The sequence below is a fragment of the uncultured Sanguibacteroides sp. genome (assembly GCF_900543425.1).
Classification (GTDB): domain Bacteria; phylum Bacteroidota; class Bacteroidia; order Bacteroidales; family Marinifilaceae; genus Gabonibacter.
The window spans coordinates 1-18,242 of sequence record NZ_UQRQ01000031.1 but is presented as its reverse complement, the minus strand read 5'-3'; the positions used below and the strand labels follow the sequence as shown (position 1 = coordinate 18,242).

Below are 18,242 nucleotides of genomic sequence, written 5' to 3'. Positions count from 1 at the left end.
AACCGTCCTTTAGGACGGTTTTTGGATCTTTTTTATGATGATTATGCTTCTTTCGGAGCGTCAACCGGGCATACACCTGCACATGCTCCACAAGAGATACACTCGTCAGCATTGATTTGATAGTGATCATCACCCATAGAGATTGCTCCAACCGGGCATTCTGATTCACATGCTCCACAAGAAATACAATCATCGGATATTACGTAAGCCATTTCTATAAATTTATTTGTTAATAATGCCGCAAAATTAGAATCTATAATTGAAACAAAAAATTTTTTGACTATAAAAAGACCAAAATCATAGAATTTAGATTTGTTCTATTCTTTGCATTTTTTGCATTTATAAAGGTTCTGTAGTTCATCGGTGGTAGGAAAAATAGAATTTGATACTATAAAAATCTATTGGTTAAACAAGATCGGATAACCTTAGTTGTTGAGTGTGTACTATATTATTTTGCCGGTATAAGGAAAAAGGATTTGTATTTTGTCATTATTTCTTTAACTTTGCGGCAAAATTTAAGAGCGGGGGTTTATAAAATCGTGCAATGGGAATACGGATATAGTCTATAACCCCGGGACTTTAATTCGCATTTGAGTAGCACATATGAATAAAGATTATGCAAGTATTTGAATTAAAAGGAGAAGTAAGAAGTGATTTAGGAAAAAAAGCGACAAAAGCTCTGAGAGTCGAAGAAAAAGTTCCCTGTGTACTTTACGGTGGTGAAGCTAACGTACATTTTGCCGTTATGGAACGTGACTTAAAAAAGCTTTTATATACTCCTAACGTGTACCTTGTAAAATTGATGCTTGATGGAAAACCTTACGATGCCGTAATGAGAGAGATCCAATTCCATCCTGTAACCGACCGGGTATTGCATATTGACTTCTATCAAACAGCTGATGATAAACCAGTTGTGATTGAGGTGCCCGTGAGAACGGAAGGTTTTGCCGAGGGTGTGCAAGCCGGTGGTAAATTAGTATTGGTAAGCCGTAAGTTGAAAGTAAAATCTCTTCCGAAGGATATGCCTGATGAACTCGTTTTGAATGTAGAGAAATTGGGCGTAGGTAAATCTATAAAAGTGAAAGATTTGGATTTCCCGCATATCGAGATCGTGAACGCAAAGAGTGTTGTTGTTGCTCAGGTTAAATTAACAAGAGCTGCAAGAGCTGCACAGTCTGAAGCTAAATAAGTTGTAAGAAAACAAGATGAAATATCTTATTGTGGGATTGGGAAATATAGGTCCCGAGTACCAGAATACACGACATAATATTGGATTTAAAGTATTGGACGCTTTTGCTAAGGCGTCCAATGCTGTTTTTGAAGATAAGCGTTACGGGGCCGTGGCTACGGTAAAAGTAAAGGGGAGAACCTTGATTTTACTGAAGCCGAATACTTATATGAACCTGAGCGGAAAAGCGGTGGCTTATTGGTTGCAGAAAGAAAAAATCGAATTATCGGATGTGCTCGTTATCGTGGACGACCTGGCTTTGCCTTTCGGAACGATTCGATTGAGAGGACAGGGGAGTGACGGAGGGCATAACGGCTTAAAAAGTATTAACGAATTATTGGGTACTCAGGTTTATGCCCGTTTGCGTTTCGGGATTGGTAATGATTTTGCCAGGGGAGGGCAAGTCGATTATGTGTTGGGACATTGGACCCAGGAGCAGGAAGAAAAAATGCCTCCGATGCTGGAACATTGCGGAGAGATTATTAAAAGTTTTATTTTTGTGGGGATTGGAAAAACGATGAGTCAGTTTAATAATTGTAAATTTTAGATTTTAAATTGACGATTGGAAGATGACGTGATTGTGAGATTGAATCATAAATATGGACGAGAAGGTAAGGATAGACAAATGGCTTTGGGCCGTACGAATTTTTAAAACTCGTTCGCAGGCTGCCGAGGCTTGCGGGAAGGGACATGTTTCTATCGGAGACGTGCACGTGAAAGCTTCGCGGGAGGTAAAGATCGGTGAGGTCGTGAAAGTACGTATACCTCCGATCGAGAGAGAGTATGTTGTCAAACAGATTACGGATAAACGTATGTCTGCTCAATTGGCTGTTGATTTTGTGGAGGAGGTTACGCCCCAAGAGAGATTGGATATCTTGAAGGGGACGCATATGATGTTTGAACACCGGGATCGGGGTACGGGACGTCCGACCAAACGGGATCGACGTTTGATAGATAAACTGAAGGGTGACGTTTAATATTGATTTATGCTGATTGCACGCGAGAAGAGAGAAAATAACATAGCAGAATATATCCTTTACATGTGGCAGTTGGAGGATATGTTAAGGGCCTTACGTTTGGATATGGCTCTGGTTAATCAACATATCGTAAGTGGTTTCCGAGTAGATGAATCGACTCGGAAAGAGATGCTGGATTGGTATGATAATTTGATCGAGATGATGAAGAAAGAGGAGGTGACCCGGGAAGGACATTTACAAGTGATTAAAAATATGGTGAATGAATTGACGGAGATGCATTATCATCTTTTACATCAGGTTCATGATGTTCGTTATCAGTCTATTTTTATGGCTGCGGCAAATAATTTACTGGATTATCGCCGTAAATCCGATTTACCCGAGGAGGTTTCCGACGTGGAACTGGCTCTGCATGCTCTTTATGGAAACCTGATGCTTAAATTACAAAAGAAGGAGATACATGCGCAAACGACAACGGCGATGGAATCCTTCAGCCGGATGCTGGCTTATTTGTCTGCCGCCTACAAACGTTTGGAAGAAGAGAAAGAGTGAAAATGATTGATAATTAAATAATATTCCTAACTTTGAGATCGGGCAGATAGGTCTGCTTGCGGAGTATGGATGGTAGGAAGATTGAAAAATAAGTTTTAATCAAATCTAAATCATTTGTTATGAAAAAAGCGGTGTTTATGGCTATTCTGCTCTTGTTGGGAATAGCATGTCGGGCGGAAAGTCGTTCCAAAACATTTAAAAAGAGTTTTCCTGCCTCTGCCGTAAAAGAACTGAGAGTGTGGAATCGTTTCGGAAACATTGATGTTCGTCAGGAAGGCAACGAATTGGAGATCGAAGCTGTTATTGCGTTAGAAGGAAAATCCGGTGCAAAGCTGGATGAGCTACTGAAATATGTATACATACAGGTGCAGGAAGAGGGAGAGCTTCTGGATGTAAAGACCGTTTTTGAAAAAGATATGAGTACCTTACAAAGGATGTCATCCGTAATTGTGAATGTGGATTATCACATTAAGGTACCGGTAGGGAAAAATGTAAAATTGGAGGTGGAGGATGGCAATATCCTTTTAGGAGATTTCGTAGGAAATCTGAGTGTAGGAAGTATTTCCGGAAATTTTAAGGCTCATTCCGTAAAGGAGGGGGTCTTTATGGTTAATTTCTCCAGAGGGGAGTTCGAAGTGGAAGAACTGACACAGTTAAAAGGAGACTTTAAGTCGGCCAAAGTAAAAATCGGAGAGGGAAAAGATGTAAAATTGAATTGTACTTCGACGACATTACAGTTGATGGAGGCTGATAATTTAAATTTGAAAACCTCAGGAGGAACCTGTTTCCTGGGAATGATCGATCGTTTAACGGCAGAATCTTTTTACACAAAATATGAAATTCAAGATGTTGGAGATTCTTTGCAGATGAAGACCCGATGGGGTGAAGTTAATGTTCGGAACATTCATTTCTCTTTTGCTGCCGTGGAGATCAAAAGTTCTTCGACTAAGTTGGGTTTGACGTTTGGGGAAGGAGCGGGTTATGATTTAAGTTTAAAATGCAATCGGGGGGTAAAGGTGGATCTGCCGGAATCCTTTCAATTGGAAATGCAGCCTGCGACCGAAAAAAACATCATTTGGAGAAAAGGAGTTATCGGGGATAAAAAATACGATAGTAAAGTGGTTTTGGAGTTATCGGGTGGAAATCTATTTATACAGTAATGGGGATTTGTGGACAGGCAAATGAGGATGTAAAAATGTATCAAACACATATTTTTGAGAATGGGTTAAGGTTAATCCATTATGATATCCCGAATAAAGCGGCTTATTGCGGGTTGATTATAAATGCCGGAAGTCGTGACGAACGGGAAGAGGAGTTGGGAGTGGCTCATTTTATAGAGCATGTTATTTTCAAAGGAACGGAAAAGCGGAAAGCTTATCATATCTTAAGTCGTTTAGAGGATGTCGGTGGGGAGCTGAATGCTTATACAACCAAGGAAGACACCTGCATTTACGCCACTTTTATGCCGAAAGATTACGAGCGGACTCTGGAGTTGTTCGCAGATATTGTTTTCCATTCCGTATTTCCAGAGAAAGAGCTTGAGAAAGAGAAAGATGTAGTGTTGGATGAAATTAATTCCTATAAAGATAGTCCCGGAGAATTGATTTTTGATGATTTTGAGGAGTTAATTTACAAAGGGTATCCTATCGGTAGAAATATTTTGGGTGATGAGGCTGCCGTGCAGCGTATTGATCGGAAAATGATTTTTGATTTTGTGAAACGGAATTATAATCCCGAGCGAATGGTTATTGCTTCGGTGGGAGATATGCCGTTCGAAAAAATCGTTCGTTTGGTTGAAAAGTATTTTGCCCTTTACCCGAGGGGATCAGAGATTTTAAGACGAACTAAACCGGAGATCTATTTACCTCGCTTCGTGAAAGAAGACAAAGATACTTATCAGAGTCACTGTATTATCGGAAATGTTGCCTACGACCAGACGCAGGAAAAGAGAGTGGTTTTATCGCTGCTTGTTAATCTTTTGGGAGGGCCGGGAATGAACTCCCGATTGAACCTGAACATCCGGGAGCGTTATGGTTTGGCTTATAATATAGAAGCCTCCTATACTCCTTATTCGGATACGGGGGCCTGTATGGTTTATTTCGGTTGTGACAAAGAGAATGCAGCTTGGTGTTTGGATTTATGCCGGAAAGAGATGCGTTTGCTCTATGAAGAGAAGTTAGGCCCCGTACAATTGAAAAGAGCCAAGGCTCAGATGATAGGACAGATTACCATCTCTTCGGAGAATTATGAAAACCTGATGCTTTCTATCGGAAAAAGTTTTTTAGTGTACGATAAAGTGGATAACTTGGAAGATGTTTATGCCCAGATAGAGAGTATTACACCGGAAATGTTGATGGAGGTGGCACGGGAGGTTTTTGATTTGGAAAAACAGTCTATTCTGTTATACAAATGATATGTTAGAGATGAATGCGGAACTGGAACAGTATATCTTGGCCCATAGCGAGGCGGAGGACCCTTTGTTATCGGACTTGACGCGTGAAACTTTTCTTCATGTGCTGCGTCCCAGGATGCTGTCCGGAAATCTTCAAGGACAATTTTTGAAGATGATTTGCCGGATGATGGGTGCCCGGCGGATATTGGAAATAGGAACGTATACCGGGTATTCGGCCATTGCTATGGCCTCGGGTTTACCGGAAGAGGGGCGTTTGCATACCATCGATATCAACGACGAGTTGGAAGATTTTACCAGGGAATATATAGAAAAAAGCGGTTTGGCTCATCGGATAGTTTTTCACGTGGGAGATGCCCGAAAGGTAATTCCAACGATAGATGAAGTTTTTGATCTGGTATTTATCGATGCTGATAAGCGGGAATATTCCGATTATTACCGTTTGGTGTTTGATCGGGTGCGCCCCGGGGGAGTTATTATTGCCGATGATGTGTTGTGGGACGGAAAAGTTTTGAAACCTGGAGAAAATCCTGATGCCCAAACGAAAGGAATATTGGATTTTAATGCTCTTGTCCAGTCGGATGTTCGTGTAGAGAATATTTTACTGCCCATTCGTCACGGACTGATGTTGATCCGAAAAAAATAAATATCTTTGTTCAGAAAGTAAGCTTATTCTCAAATTTTCATGGAATATGAAACAATATTTAGAGTTATTAGACAGAATTTTAAAAGAGGGGGTTGAAAAAACGGACCGTACCGGTATCGGTACGATTAGCATTTTCGGACATCAGATGCGTTTTGATCTGTCGGTCGGTTTCCCTTTACTGACAACTAAAAAATTGCATTTAAAATCCATCATATATGAGCTATTATGGTTCCTTCAGGGAGATACGAATGTGAAATATTTGCAGGAGCACGGTGTACGGATATGGAACGAGTGGGCGGATGAAAACGGGGACTTGGGACATATCTACGGTTATCAATGGCGTTCCTGGCCTCGTCCTGACGGTACTCATCTGGACCAGATTTCGCAGGTAATAGAGGACATTAAACATACTCCGGACTCCCGTCGGTTAATCGTGAGTGCATGGAATTCCGGGGATATTGAGAATATGGCGTTGGCTCCTTGCCATGCCCTTTTTCAATTTTACGTGGCAAACGGAAAATTATCCTGCCAGCTGTATCAGCGGAGTGCCGATTCTTTTCTGGGGGTTCCTTTTAATATTGCATCCTATGCTCTGTTGACCATGATGATGGCTCAGGTATGCGATTTGCAGCCGGGTGAATTTGTACATACATTGGGAGATGCTCATATCTATCTGAACCATATCGAACAGGTAAGATTGCAGTTATCCCGGGAGCCGAGGAGTTTGCCTGAGATGGTGATTAATCCTGCCGTAAGATCCATATTCGATTTCCGGTATGAGGATTTTGAATTGCGGAATTATAATCCGCATTCCCATATAAAAGGAGAAATAGCAGTTTAATAGATTATAAATCATATAAATGATTTTATGATTTAGGATTAGGTGATTTTGTAATTAAAACCTTACTAAATCTCTAAATCACGGAATTTTTTAATCTCTTACTCTAATTGTTAATCGTCAATCTACAATTAATATGGTTTTATCAATAATAGTAGCAGCAGCAGAAAATAATGTTATCGGTAGGGATAACGGGTTAATATGGCGTTTGTCGGGAGATCTGAAGCATTTTAAAGCGATCACCACGGGACATACGGTGGTGATGGGAAGGAAGACATTTCAATCTATGGGCCGGGCCTTACCCAACCGGAGGAATATCGTTATTTCCCGTAATCCGGCATTTGTTGCGGAAGGATGTGAATTGGCAGACTCTATTGAAAAGGCATTGGAATTGGCAAAGGATGAGGAGGAAGTTTTTATTATCGGTGGCGGTACGATATACCGGGAGTTGTGGGATCGGGCCGATCGTCTTTATTTGACGGTTGTTCATACGGCGTGTGACGGAGATACGAAGATTCCTCCCGTGGATAGCGAACGTTGGGAAAAAGAAAAGCAGGAAGATTTTCCGGCAGATGAAAAAAATGAATTTGCCTATTCGTTTATCAATTATCGGAGAAAAAAAGAGTAAAATGATTTACCGGATTAACCCCAAGTACAAAGAATTAGAGTCGTTTATCCTGGATATTCCCCGACGTTTCGAGCGGGAAGGGGAAGTGTTGGAGGCTGATCGGAACGTGATAAAGGTGTTGGAGGTAAACGGTCTTCGGCTAAATGTCAAATCTTACAAAATACCCAACTGGGTGAATCGGTTTGCTTATGCTTATATTCGGAAAAGTAAGGCCGAGCGCTCTTTTGTTTATGCCAACAGGTTGGTTGAGAAGGGTATCGGAACGCCTGATCCTGTTGCGTATATTCTATATAAAAATAGTTGGGGAATTACCCGTAGTTATTATATCTCTCTACAAGTGGATTTTGATTACGAATTCAGGGATTTGAAGAAAAAACATCCTGCCGATATGGAGTTGATATTAAGGGAGTTTACCCGGTTTACCTATCGGCTTCACCGGAATTCGATCTATTTTCTGGATCATTCGCCCGGTAATACCTTGATAAAAAAAGAGGACGATGGTTATCATTTTTATCTGATCGATTTGAACCGGATGAAATTTAAATCGATTTCTCCTTTAGTCGGATTAAAAAATTTCTATCGTTTGAATGCAGACGACGGGATGATCGGCATTATTGCCGATGAGTATGCCCGGTTAACAGGGGGAGATAGCGGGGAAATGTCCGTTTTATTGAAGAAATGGACTCATGAACACGATGCTAAAGTGTTGAAACGTAAACAAAAAAAACGGGCTAAAAAGAGCAGATGTTAGCTTATTGCTTCCGTATTTTTCCAAATTTTTTAATACTTGTGTATTTACGCCATAAATTGAGTTTTCGGAACGGGGGGACTCCGTGCCGTGCAATATAATCTCTGGCGGCATCGAGCATACGGTGTGCTACTTTCCCATCCAAATAGGGATCGTAATTTTCAATGATCCATTTTCGCTTGTTAATATATTCTTCGTCGTGCTGGACTTTTTCAAAGGCGTCGGAAAGTTCTTCCACTTGCTGAATATCTTGCCAGTAAATGTCTTTGGCTATAGTTTTATAGGTGATTACCGGTTTGTCCAGCAAAAGAAATTCGTATACAGTAGAAGAGGTATCACTGATCATAACGTCGGCCATCAATTGATATTTGGTAATATTGTGATCCTCGATCCAGAGAATATTTTCGTGTTGTTCGGCTATTGCTTTGTATTCTTCCATCCATTCCGGCCGGGTGAGAGGATGAAATTTTAAAATCAACAGAATGTCCTTTTCTGCTGTTAATTTGATTAACCCCTCTTTTATGAAAGGAAGAGAGGTTAGTGAAGGTGAAAACGTAGGAGCGTAGAGAACGAGCTTACTTTTGTGATATTTTCCCAAAAGTTCTTTTTTCTCCTTATCGAAAGCATGCAGGTTCGCGTATATCCAGTCCTGGCGGGGCCAGCCCGTTTCGATTACCTCGAAATCCTTGTATTTTTGGGCCAAAGCCATAAACCCCCGGGTAAAAAAAGGCCCTTGGGTAAAATAAGTATCAAAATAGCGACGGATCACCCAATGATCTTTTTTTTCTGCGGCATAACCGTGAAATATCTGTATTTTTACTCCCGGTAGGTAATAGGGGACAATGTTACACGGAACAAAGATGGCTTCCGGTGAAAAATCATAAACTTCCTGTATGCTATTGGTCCATCGGGTCTCGTTTTGTAAGGGAAAATCAGGAATATTTTTTTGATGAACATACCATAATAATTCATGTCCGCCTTCCTGTTTTGTTTCCTCTTCAATCGGTTGCAAAATATTGATGGCATATTTCTGTTCACAAAATAATACGATTCTCATTACAATAGGTGTTTGGGTATTTGTTTTACTGCATTCCGGAAATCTTCCACCGTATCCAGTTCCATGGAAAAATATTTACTGGTATTGACGGGATAAAAATAATATCCTTGCGGAATCAACCTTTCAAAAGCCCGTTCATAGAAGATGTTGTCCAGTTTTTCTACCGTAATCATTTGAGACAACTCCCCGTAAAGAGCCGTAAGGTAAGAGCCGGAGATTTTTTCTATCCCGATCGACTCCCCGATCGCTTTCTCGATAGAGCAGGTCTTGCTGATCTCTATAATTTGATTTTTTTCGTTGGTAATCACTTTAATCTCTTCTTCTCCAAGATGGTGAGCGTCAAGAGCCAGACTATTTTCGTAAGGGGATTCCTGTAATAACCGGATTATTTCCGGATCGTAGAGAATATCACTATCGAGTAGTAAAAATTCTTTTTCATGTAGGATTGCCGGTAAGGCCAACCATAATGAGTAAATGTTATTGGTACTCGCGTAGACTTCGTTATAAATGAATTGAACCGACAAAGCCGGATATTTCGTTTTCACGAATGTCTCGATCAATTCTTTTAAATAACCGGTAACGATGATAATTTCATCTACCTGATGTAAAAGTAATCCGTCTATGGCCCGCTCTAACAGACAACGATTACCGATCTCCAGTAAACATTTGGGTTTATCGTTTGTAAGCGGACGTAGACGAGAAGCTATACCGGCAGCGAGAATGACAGCTTTCATGAAGATGAATTTACAATTTGAAATTCTTTACTACTTCTTTTATCGTATCAATAACCAGGCGGTTTTGTTTTTGAGTACCGAGTGTGATCCGCATATGCGTATTGATGTTTTCTTCGTTCATGAATTTTACAATCAACCCTTTTTCCTTTAATGCTTTCTGGAGCTCAGCCTTCAGGGCAATCGGATATTTAACGAGGATAAAATTAGCATTGGATTGGTATACTTTAAAACCATCCAAAACCCCTAATTCTTTTCTGTATGTTGTTCGATCTTCTGCCATTAAGTCCGCAATGTGTTGATAGTAATTGCTGGCTTTAAATACGGCGATTCCGATCTCTTCCGTAATCCGGTTGTATCCTAAGTATTTGGTACTGTAATTCAGAAATGGAGTCAGGTTACTTCCCATAAAGGCAAAACCCAAGCGTAACCCGGGTAATCCGTAAAATTTGGAAAGTGTTCTGACGATTAGGAGGTTGGGATATTTCTCGATTAAAGGTTTGATGTAGCTGGTATCTTTATTGGCGAATGAAGCGTAAGCTTCATCGATAACGACAACCGTATCTTTATCGATAAAAGATAATATTCTATCCAATTCGCTTTCCGATAGCGAGTTACCTGTCGGATTGTTCGGGGATGCAATTAAAATCATTTCCGGTTTTTCCTGTTCAACGATTTTTTGCATTCCATCGATATCGTACTTAAAGGTATCGCCCTCTTCGTATAAAGGATAAAAAATGGTACGTCCGTTTACTTCGTCGGCAATAGATTTATAATACCACCAGGAGAATTTAGGAATAAGTAGTGTTTTAGCTTTGGGGCCGCCAGCTAAAAAGCAATGTACTACTTGTTTTAAGATATCTTCTCCACCATACCCTAAAATGACTTGTTTTTCGGGGACCCCGTAAAGAACGGAGATATAGTCCGATAATATACTTTTTTTCCCTTCATCGTAAATGCGGGTATAAAAACATAATTTATTGGGATCGAAATTTTTTAATACTTCTCCAATTTCAGGTGCAGGACCGTAATTGTATTCATTGCGATCAAGGTAAGTTATCTTATTCTCCATGGTTATTTTATATGGTTTCCAAAACGTTCAAACAAATAGTTGCTTTAAAATGAAAAAAGCATTTATTAATAACATGCAAAACTACATGAAATAATTTAATACGCCAAAATAACTGCTCTCTTTCAGTACAGAGAACATGTAACTAAACGGGGTGCGTATTTGACATAAATAATAAATGTTAACATTCGTGTGTGCCGATATTATGGAATGAAATTATAATTTTGTTATTTATATATATAATTTGTTAGATTCGTAGTGTAGATGTCATTTAGTGAATGGAGTTATAAAGTTTTTGATGATGCAACGCATGCTTATCATCTTAAAGGTGAAGTGGAAGCGAGAGTAGTCAATCCATATGACGAAAAAAATATTGCTTATCATTTGTATATGAAAAATTGGACAGATGCGATACAATGGCATCTGGAAGATATTATTCGGGATCCGGAGATTATTCCGGAAGAAGCATTAAGGATAAAGCGTCGGATAGATGTGTTGAATCAAATTCGTACGGATATCGTTGAGAGAATCGACGATTGGTTTTTAGAGAAATATAAAAACGTGGAGACGAGGCCGGATGCTACGTTGAATACGGAAAGTCCCGCATGGGCTTTGGATCGTCTCTCTATTTTAGCTCTTAAGATCTACCATATGGAACAGGAAGTTGAAAGAATAGATGTTCCTCCTGCCCACATAGAGGCATGTCAATCGAAATTGGAGGTTTTGAAGAGCCAGCGTCAGGATTTGATAGTGGCGGTCGACCAACTATTGGCAGATATCGAATCGGGTAAGAAGTACATGAAGGTTTATAAGCAGATGAAGATGTATAATGATCCGATGTTGAATCCCGTATTATATAAAAAGATGGAGGAGGATGATTAATAAAGTTTTAATTATTCGTTTTCGTCGGATCGGAGATGCCGTATTGTCAACCGTGATTTGCAGTACCATTCGTAAAAACTTTCCGGAAGCAGAGATTCATTATCTCTTATATGATCCGATAAATACCTTATTCGAGCATCATCCCGATATAGATAAAGTGATCTCTTTTTCAGGAAAAGACGGTGTCGGGAGTTATCTGAAACGGGTTTGGCGATTGATGCGAAAGGAGAAGTACGATGTGATTATAGACACGCGTACGACTCTTACTTCCTTGTGTTTTTCCTGGTTTTCTTTGAAAACAAAATACCGTATCGGAACACGGAAAAGTTATTCTTTCATTGGCCATAATTACCGGATTGCCAATCAAAAGGACGAGACGTTGGACGAAGTCTCACGAAATTTGCTGTTGCTAAAGCCGTTGGAACAATTGAAACCGCTGGAATACGTGTCTGATTTTCGGTTATACGTTACTTCGGAAGAGAGCCGGGATTTTCATTCTTTTATGAAACAGAAAGGAATTGATTTTTCCAAACCGGTAATTATCTGTACTCCCTTCACGCGAGTAAAGGGAAAAGCGTGGCACATGGAGAGAATGAAGGAGGTATTGAGGTTGATGATTGAAACTTATGATGCCCAATTGATATTCAATTATAACGAACAGGAAAAGGAGGCCGCTTTTCAGTTGTTCCGGGAGATGAAAGAAGACAAGCATCTTTTTGTTCATATTGCAGCTGATTCTATAAGAAAACTGGCTGCCATGTGTTTGCAGGCTGACTTCTTTTTTGGTAACGAAGGAGGTCCCCGGCATATCGCTCAGGCTTTGCAAGTTCATAGTTTTGCTATTTATCCGCCTTGGGTGGATAAGACCAAATGGTTGCCTAACCCGACCGAGTGTAACCAGGGGATCAGTTCCCGGGATTTGATCTCCCCGGACGAGTGGAAGAGCCTGACGGATAAGGAACGTTTCGAGAGAATTACCGTCGAAGAGGTTTGGGCAAGGTTACACCCCATGCTTGATAAATTTTTGACACCGAAATCCGGAATTATTTGATGAATCCTTTTCTGCTGATCTTTACGGTAAGCCCGATGTTGTTTTTGAATACTTTCCCAAAGTCTCCGTATATACCGGTATCTATGTTTACGGGTAAATGTTGTAAGGGTAGCCGGGCTTCCAAACCGAAAGAGAATTCACGATAGGAGCCGTCGAATTTCTTGGAATAAGTTCCGTAATTGATAGAATAAGATAACATGGCTTTATAGGGAACTTTATGGAAAGCCGCTCCTTTTATGCCTATATAGTGGGCGATAACCCGATTGTTATAGATTCCCAAACCTCCTTTCTCCATGTCGGATAACATAAAGGGAGAACCGATGGTTCGTTGATATAGGGTCCAGCCGCTCCGGTATTCACCGTTATTAAAATAATCGTCGCAACCTCCTAATATTTTTTTACCGTAGCTCGGACTGTTAGGATCTTGATGTTCCATCTCTTCGGGGGTGGCGGGTCGGTCATGACGGGAGCCGGATTGGTATTTGGTATAATAAAATTCATACATGATGTCGCTGATCCATTGTTCTTTGTTTTTGGCTCCGTAATAAAAATTATATGTCCCGTCCGGGAAAGAACGGAAATCGGTACCCGAACCGTCTTCAAACGGAATATCGTGATAGAAAGTCAGGGTATAGTCGTCTCCCAGGTAGTTGATGCGTAGATGTTCTCTGCCCAAGTGGTTTCCCAAAGCGTTAATGATATCACTTTGGCTTGCATCCGAACCACCTTCCTTGGCGGCGACAATTCGTAAATAATCTTTGAATGAAGAGGGTTGTTTCCCGTATACCGGAGATTTCCCGGCCCATTGAGCCCAATGTTCCAGACCTACGATCAGTTCGATCCGTTGGTGAATCGTGAATTTAACAAATAGAGATTTGTTGTGCAAGCGGGTATCTTTTACATAGCGATCATCGATCATCTGGTAATCGGCCCAATTGAATTTAAAGGCAAAGAAATTTCCGATGGAGATGTATTCGCTGCTAAGGTTGTAGCCCGGCATGGTTCTGGAATTACCGGAACGAACGAAATTACCGTTGGTGGAGGAAACCCCGTTATACTCTTCTTCCGGATGAATCATTCCTAAGTCCAGTCGAAATTTTCTCCATTTGGCGCTAACGTAAAGTTGGTCGACCAATATATTGTTTTCTGCTTGGGAAAGATAGGCGGCCCCGGAAAAGCCGTAAGCGAATTGGATCTTATGTTTACTGTTGAAATCCGAGAAAATGCCGGCTTCCAATAAACCTCCTTTACCGTTGGGAATAAGGCCGTGACGATTGGAGATCATCCAGAAAGGTAATTCGTTTTTAGACGAGATAAAACCGGAAAGGGAGGTGTTATATTCAATACTTCTCTTTTGGGCACACATAACACCCGGAAATAAAATTATTCCTAATAAGATGATTGCGATTCTCATTTGTAAAAATTCATTTATACACAGTACGACTCGCAAAGGTATCTAAAAATCGATATAATCCTCGCAATCCGTGTTATTTCTTGCCAAAAGAAGTTTTTCTATTACCGGGATATCTTCTTTATAGGTTAATTTTACGTTGGCTGGGGAGCCCTCCACGATCTTAATCGGGATGTCGGGAAAATAACGACGGACTACTCCACAATCGTCGGTGCTGGTAAAATGGGGGTCGTTTTGTGCCAGTCGGTATGCTTCCCTCAGAGTGGTCGAGTGAAACCCTTGGGGAGTTTGGACATGGAACAAAGTCTGACGTTGAGGTATTGCGGCGATGAACTGTCCGGTTGAATCACTCTGTACGATGGTGTCTGTTGCCGGTATGGCCGTAGTACACGCCTTATAGGTATGAAGGCTTTCGATAATTCGATGAATGATGGAGTGGGAAACTAACAGGCGAACGGCATCATGAATGATAAAAAGTACGTTTTCATCGGTATAGGAGCCTAATGCGGCCAGCGTGGAATGATAACGCTCTTTGCCGCCGGGTACGATTTTTTTTACCTTATGAATGCCTTCCGTGTCGACAATATGTTGGGCTTGGGCGATAAAATCTTTGTGAATAACAATGATGATTTCGTCTATACCGGGATGTGTCTGAAAGACGGAAAGCGTGTGAGCCAATACGCTTTTCCCGGCGATTTTTAAAAATTGTTTTGGGATATCATTTCCCATTCTTAATCCGGAACCTCCGGCTAATATGACGCCAATGCGCTTCATGATAAGTCTTTGTATTTACGAGTTTGTGGAAGGTTGATCCGTCAGTATAAATTCCAGTTCTCCTCCGCGAAGGATTTCTTCATGCGTGATCCAGGGGCGATCTAAGGGATCTCCGTTCAATAATACCTCTTTTACATATATGTATCGATCGTTTTCTTTATTGGCTTTGATAATAAAACGTCTGTCTTGGCCAAGCTTTAGAACAACTTTTTCAAATAAGGGTGTTCCCAATCGATATTTGCCGTTACAAGGGTTTACCGGATAAAATCCGATGGCAGAGAAAACATACCAGGTAGATAATTGACCGTAATTGTCGTTTCCCGGCAATCCTTCCGGTGTATTGGAGTAGAGTTTTCTGATCCGGTTGATGTAGTATTGTGTCTTTTCCGGTGCTCCCGCGTAGCTAAACAGGTAGGGGGTGTGTTGCAATGGACCGTAAGCCTGTTCGTAATGGAGAGTACTGTCCTTTGAAGTAAACAGACTGTCTAACCTATCGATAAAAGCCTGTTTTCCTCCTTGGATATTAATGAGTTGTTCTATCTCGTGCGGGATAAACCATGTGTTTCTCAGAGAGTTGTCAGTTTGTTTGAATAAGTGATGTTTATCTTTTTCTTTTACCCATCCCGTTGTCGTGTCGAATAGTTGCTCGTAATTTCGGGAGGATTGTATAAAAAAGAGATAATCGTCCTCTTTGTTCAATGCTTTTGCCATCTGTGCCGCACACCAGTTGTCATAGGCATAGGTTAGAGTCTTTAAAACGGAATGTTCTGTCAGGTCACCGGGGATAAAGTGATATTGGCGAAATGCGTTGAGTTCCGGTGACTGACTGGCTAATGTGGCTTTGATGGATTCATAGGCTTTTTCAATGTCAAAATTGCGGATTCCCTTTAAGTAAGTTCCCGTAATAACGGATATGGCCGGATTCCCGATGGCTTGTTGTGGATTGATCCCGCGAGGAAGAATACCGGTCTGATCGTAGTGGATCAGAAAGGACCGAATGATTTCGTTTACCTTTCCCCGCTGGGTAATGGTTAATAGCGGGTATTGAGTCCAGGAAGTATATTGTAGCGGAGCTAATTTATATTGAGTCGCTTTGCCTACAGAGTGTACCTCCCCGTCTGCTCCCGCGTAATTCCCGTGTACGTCCGAATAGACGGATGGAGTTAAGTAAGCGTGATACAAGGCTGTATAAAATATTTTAGCCGATTCTGTGTTCTCCGTTTTTATTTTTATTCTGGAAAGTGTTCTTCTCCATTGTTGTTTGGCATCTCTTTTTACTTTATCGAAACTCCAATGGGGCATTTCTTTATTTAAATTTGCAATAGCCCCGTCACTATTGGCGGAAGAGATACTGATCTTTGCGATAATCTTGTTGGTGATTTGTCCGAAATCGATCCAAGCGTAACTTTGAGAGGCTGTGATTCTTTGCCCGTTGGCAATTGGTTGCAGCGAATCTTTGCCTGCCCATACGTTTACATCCTGTGAAAATTGGATAAAAAAGTAAATGCGCTTGGTCTGGTCGTTTTGGGTGTATTTCCGGTATCCCTGAATACTTCTGTTGTCTACTTTTTTGATGGATGTCTCTTGTATGCCTCCTTCTTCACATGGGGTTACCATATCCAACACCAATCCGTAATTGGCATCCGTGGGAAACTGATAATATTGCATGCCACACCGTTCGGTAACAGAAGACTCTGTTTTAATTCCGTTTTTAAGCGTAACACTATAATAGCCGGGTTCTGCCTGTTCGTTCTGGTGAGAGAAACTGGAATAACAGGAGCGAATAAAATGAACGGCATTTTCTCCCGGACGAGGCTTTTTAACCGTGGGGAGTATCTTTATATCGAGGTGTTTTTCCGTTGTCCGGGAAACCGGACGAATAAAAGAAAACGCCGATATAACGGAATCTTTGTATAGATACCCTGGTTTTCCGGAAGTATTGACAGTATTCGGACCGAGTTGTAACATTCCGAAAGGATAGGCCGCCCCGGGAAAACAACCTCCTTGTTCGTTTGTGCCGATAAGAGGGTTAACGAGATCGGTTATGGGAATCTCGCGCTCTTTGCTACAGCTGGTGCTGATTAGTAAGTATAAAAAAGAAAGCAACAGAAGATTTGTTTTCATAGTTTCGTTTTTACGATATTGATAGGACTAACCTAATTCATTCCATGCCAAGGCAGAGGCACCGAATATGGCTGCATTTACTGGTAAAGAGGAACGTAGAATTTTAACCTTTTGTTTGTAAACGTGGAGTAGATTTTTCTCCATTTGTTCCTGGGTAGTTTTAAATAGCCATTCTCCGGCGTTGGCTACTCCTCCTTGGAGAAATATGGCTTCCGGGCTGGTAATAGCTACTAAATTAGCTAATGCGCTCCCTAATTCTTCTCCGGTATGTTGAAACGCCTCTAATGCAATAGGGTCTCCTTTTTCAGCTGCTTCATATACTCTTTTAGCCGTTAATTGATGGAAGGGGATATCTCGTAATTGGCTTTCGATGTTCTCCGTGGCGAGCAACTCACAGGCTGTTCGCTTGATTCCGGTAGCAGACACGTAAGTTTCCAGGCATCCTCTTCTTCCGCAATTACATGCTCTTCCGTGGGGATGTACTATCGTATGTCCTAACTCTCCCGCTAAACCGTCGTTTCCATATACCAATTGACCGTTTACCACGATACCGCTTCCAAGTCCGGTCCCTAAGGTAACCACCACGAAATTTTTCATTCCTTTGGCTCCGCCATAGATCATCTCTCCGATGGCAGCGGCTTTCGCATCATTGGTCACTACGGCCGGTAATTTGAATTTTTTCTCGATAAGTTCAACGATCGGAATAATGCCTTTCCAATACAGGTTTGCAGCATGTTCGATAGTTCCGTTATAATAATTACCGTTCGGTGCACCGATACCCACTCCTATAGGAAGGATATCCAAAGAGTTTAATTGAGTGGAGATATCGGCATGCAATTTTGTTATAAAGTCCTGGATATTATTGTAAGCCTGAGTTGATAACGTTCCTTCAGCGTAACATTTGCCCGCTTGATCAATAATGCCGAAAACCGTATTAGTACCTCCGATATCGATTCCGAGTGAAACTTTCGTTTGCATGGTTATTCTGTTTGAGTTATATGTTTCTCCTTTCTGAGGTTAAAAGTAATAAAAAAATAAGAGACCGATGGGGCGATCTCTTATTTTTAATTACTAACTACTAACCTAAACATACAAACTTATGAAAAAAAACTGTGTCTT

20 protein-coding genes are annotated in these 18,242 nt (G+C 41.0%); 12 read left to right on the top strand and 8 right to left on the bottom strand.

Features of this window, described 5'->3' with window-relative positions:
- Positions 1-41: 41 nt before the first annotated feature.
- Positions 42-212, bottom strand: a complete 171-nt coding sequence (locus tag QZR76_RS12950) for a 4Fe-4S binding protein (RefSeq protein WP_294143230.1) — start codon at positions 210-212, stop codon at positions 42-44.
- Between the two features lie 404 nt (positions 213-616).
- Between QZR76_RS12950 and QZR76_RS12945 the strand changes: the two genes are divergently transcribed.
- From QZR76_RS12945 to QZR76_RS12900, 10 genes are all read left to right on the top strand, one after another.
- Positions 617-1,189 (top strand): 50S ribosomal protein L25/general stress protein Ctc, encoded by a 573-nt coding sequence (locus QZR76_RS12945; protein WP_294143229.1) that lies wholly within the window; start codon positions 617-619, stop codon positions 1,187-1,189.
- Positions 1,190-1,205: 16 nt separating this feature from the next.
- Positions 1,206-1,775 (top strand): aminoacyl-tRNA hydrolase, encoded by a 570-nt coding sequence (gene pth, locus QZR76_RS12940; RefSeq protein WP_294143228.1) that lies wholly within the window; start codon positions 1,206-1,208, stop codon positions 1,773-1,775.
- 52 nt (positions 1,776-1,827) lie between these two features.
- Entirely contained in the window at positions 1,828-2,205 is a 378-nt protein-coding gene (locus QZR76_RS12935) for an RNA-binding S4 domain-containing protein (protein WP_294143227.1), read from the top strand.
- Between the two features lie 9 nt (positions 2,206-2,214).
- Positions 2,215-2,754: a DUF4924 family protein gene (locus tag QZR76_RS12930; RefSeq protein WP_294143226.1), complete on the top strand. Its 540-nt coding sequence runs from the start codon at positions 2,215-2,217 to the stop codon at positions 2,752-2,754.
- Positions 2,755-2,873: 119 nt separating this feature from the next.
- Positions 2,874-3,914 (top strand): hypothetical protein, encoded by a 1,041-nt coding sequence (locus QZR76_RS12925; protein ID WP_294143225.1) that lies wholly within the window; start codon positions 2,874-2,876, stop codon positions 3,912-3,914.
- On the top strand, positions 3,914-5,167 hold the full coding sequence (locus QZR76_RS12920) for a pitrilysin family protein (RefSeq protein ID WP_308572731.1): 1,254 nt from the start codon (positions 3,914-3,916) through the stop codon (positions 5,165-5,167). Before QZR76_RS12925 ends, QZR76_RS12920 begins: the two co-directional genes overlap by 1 nt.
- Position 5,168: 1 nt before the next feature.
- Complete coding sequence (locus tag QZR76_RS12915) at positions 5,169-5,810, top strand: class I SAM-dependent methyltransferase (protein WP_294143224.1); 642 nt, start codon at positions 5,169-5,171, stop codon at positions 5,808-5,810.
- Between the two features lie 46 nt (positions 5,811-5,856).
- Positions 5,857-6,651: a thymidylate synthase gene (locus tag QZR76_RS12910; protein WP_294143223.1), complete on the top strand. Its 795-nt coding sequence runs from the start codon at positions 5,857-5,859 to the stop codon at positions 6,649-6,651.
- Between the two features lie 133 nt (positions 6,652-6,784).
- Positions 6,785-7,276, top strand: a complete 492-nt coding sequence (locus QZR76_RS12905; RefSeq protein WP_294143222.1) for a dihydrofolate reductase — start codon at positions 6,785-6,787, stop codon at positions 7,274-7,276.
- Entirely contained in the window at positions 7,221-8,027 is an 807-nt protein-coding gene (locus QZR76_RS12900) for a lipopolysaccharide kinase InaA family protein (protein WP_294143221.1), read from the top strand. The genes QZR76_RS12905 and QZR76_RS12900 overlap by 56 nt, the downstream gene beginning before the upstream one ends.
- A 1-nt stretch (position 8,028) precedes the next feature.
- Here the strand turns inward: QZR76_RS12900 and QZR76_RS12895 are convergent, their stop codons facing one another.
- Genes QZR76_RS12895 through QZR76_RS12885 form a run of 3 tightly spaced genes read right to left on the bottom strand, consistent with a single transcriptional unit; the run spans position 8,029 to position 10,884 of the window.
- Entirely contained in the window at positions 8,029-9,081 is a 1,053-nt protein-coding gene (locus QZR76_RS12895) for a CDP-glycerol glycerophosphotransferase family protein (protein ID WP_294143220.1), read from the bottom strand.
- On the bottom strand, positions 9,081-9,815 hold the full coding sequence (locus tag QZR76_RS12890) for a phosphocholine cytidylyltransferase family protein (protein WP_294143219.1): 735 nt from the start codon (positions 9,813-9,815) through the stop codon (positions 9,081-9,083). Before QZR76_RS12890 ends, QZR76_RS12895 begins: the two co-directional genes overlap by 1 nt.
- 10 nt (positions 9,816-9,825) lie before the next feature.
- Positions 9,826-10,884 carry a histidinol-phosphate transaminase gene (locus QZR76_RS12885; protein WP_294143218.1) on the bottom strand — a complete coding sequence of 353 codons (1,059 nt, stop codon included), beginning with the start codon at positions 10,882-10,884 and terminating at the stop codon, positions 9,826-9,828.
- A 261-nt stretch (positions 10,885-11,145) separates the two neighbouring features.
- Here QZR76_RS12885 and QZR76_RS12880 point away from each other — a divergent pair, with 261 nt between their 5' ends.
- Positions 11,146-11,763: a DUF4254 domain-containing protein gene (locus QZR76_RS12880; RefSeq protein WP_294143217.1), complete on the top strand. Its 618-nt coding sequence runs from the start codon at positions 11,146-11,148 to the stop codon at positions 11,761-11,763.
- Positions 11,756-12,814, top strand: a complete 1,059-nt coding sequence (locus tag QZR76_RS12875) for a glycosyltransferase family 9 protein (RefSeq protein WP_294143216.1) — start codon at positions 11,756-11,758, stop codon at positions 12,812-12,814. The genes QZR76_RS12880 and QZR76_RS12875 overlap by 8 nt, the downstream gene beginning before the upstream one ends.
- Here the strand turns inward: QZR76_RS12875 and QZR76_RS12870 are convergent.
- From QZR76_RS12870 to QZR76_RS12855, 4 genes are read right to left on the bottom strand one after another with little or no spacing between them, the layout of a single operon-like run.
- Positions 12,807-14,228, bottom strand: a complete 1,422-nt coding sequence (locus QZR76_RS12870) for a capsule assembly Wzi family protein (RefSeq protein ID WP_294143215.1) — start codon at positions 14,226-14,228, stop codon at positions 12,807-12,809. The two genes, QZR76_RS12875 and QZR76_RS12870, sit on opposite strands and share 8 nt — an antisense overlap.
- A gap of 42 nt (positions 14,229-14,270) precedes the next feature.
- Positions 14,271-14,999 (bottom strand): 2-C-methyl-D-erythritol 4-phosphate cytidylyltransferase, encoded by a 729-nt coding sequence (gene ispD, locus QZR76_RS12865; RefSeq protein WP_294143214.1) that lies wholly within the window; start codon positions 14,997-14,999, stop codon positions 14,271-14,273.
- Positions 15,000-15,014: 15 nt separating this feature from the next.
- Entirely contained in the window at positions 15,015-17,123 is a 2,109-nt protein-coding gene (locus tag QZR76_RS12860; RefSeq protein WP_294143213.1) for a GH92 family glycosyl hydrolase, read from the bottom strand.
- Positions 17,124-17,150: 27 nt separating this feature from the next.
- On the bottom strand, positions 17,151-18,101 hold the full coding sequence (locus tag QZR76_RS12855) for an ROK family protein (protein ID WP_294143212.1): 951 nt from the start codon (positions 18,099-18,101) through the stop codon (positions 17,151-17,153).
- Positions 18,102-18,242 lie beyond the last annotated feature (141 nt).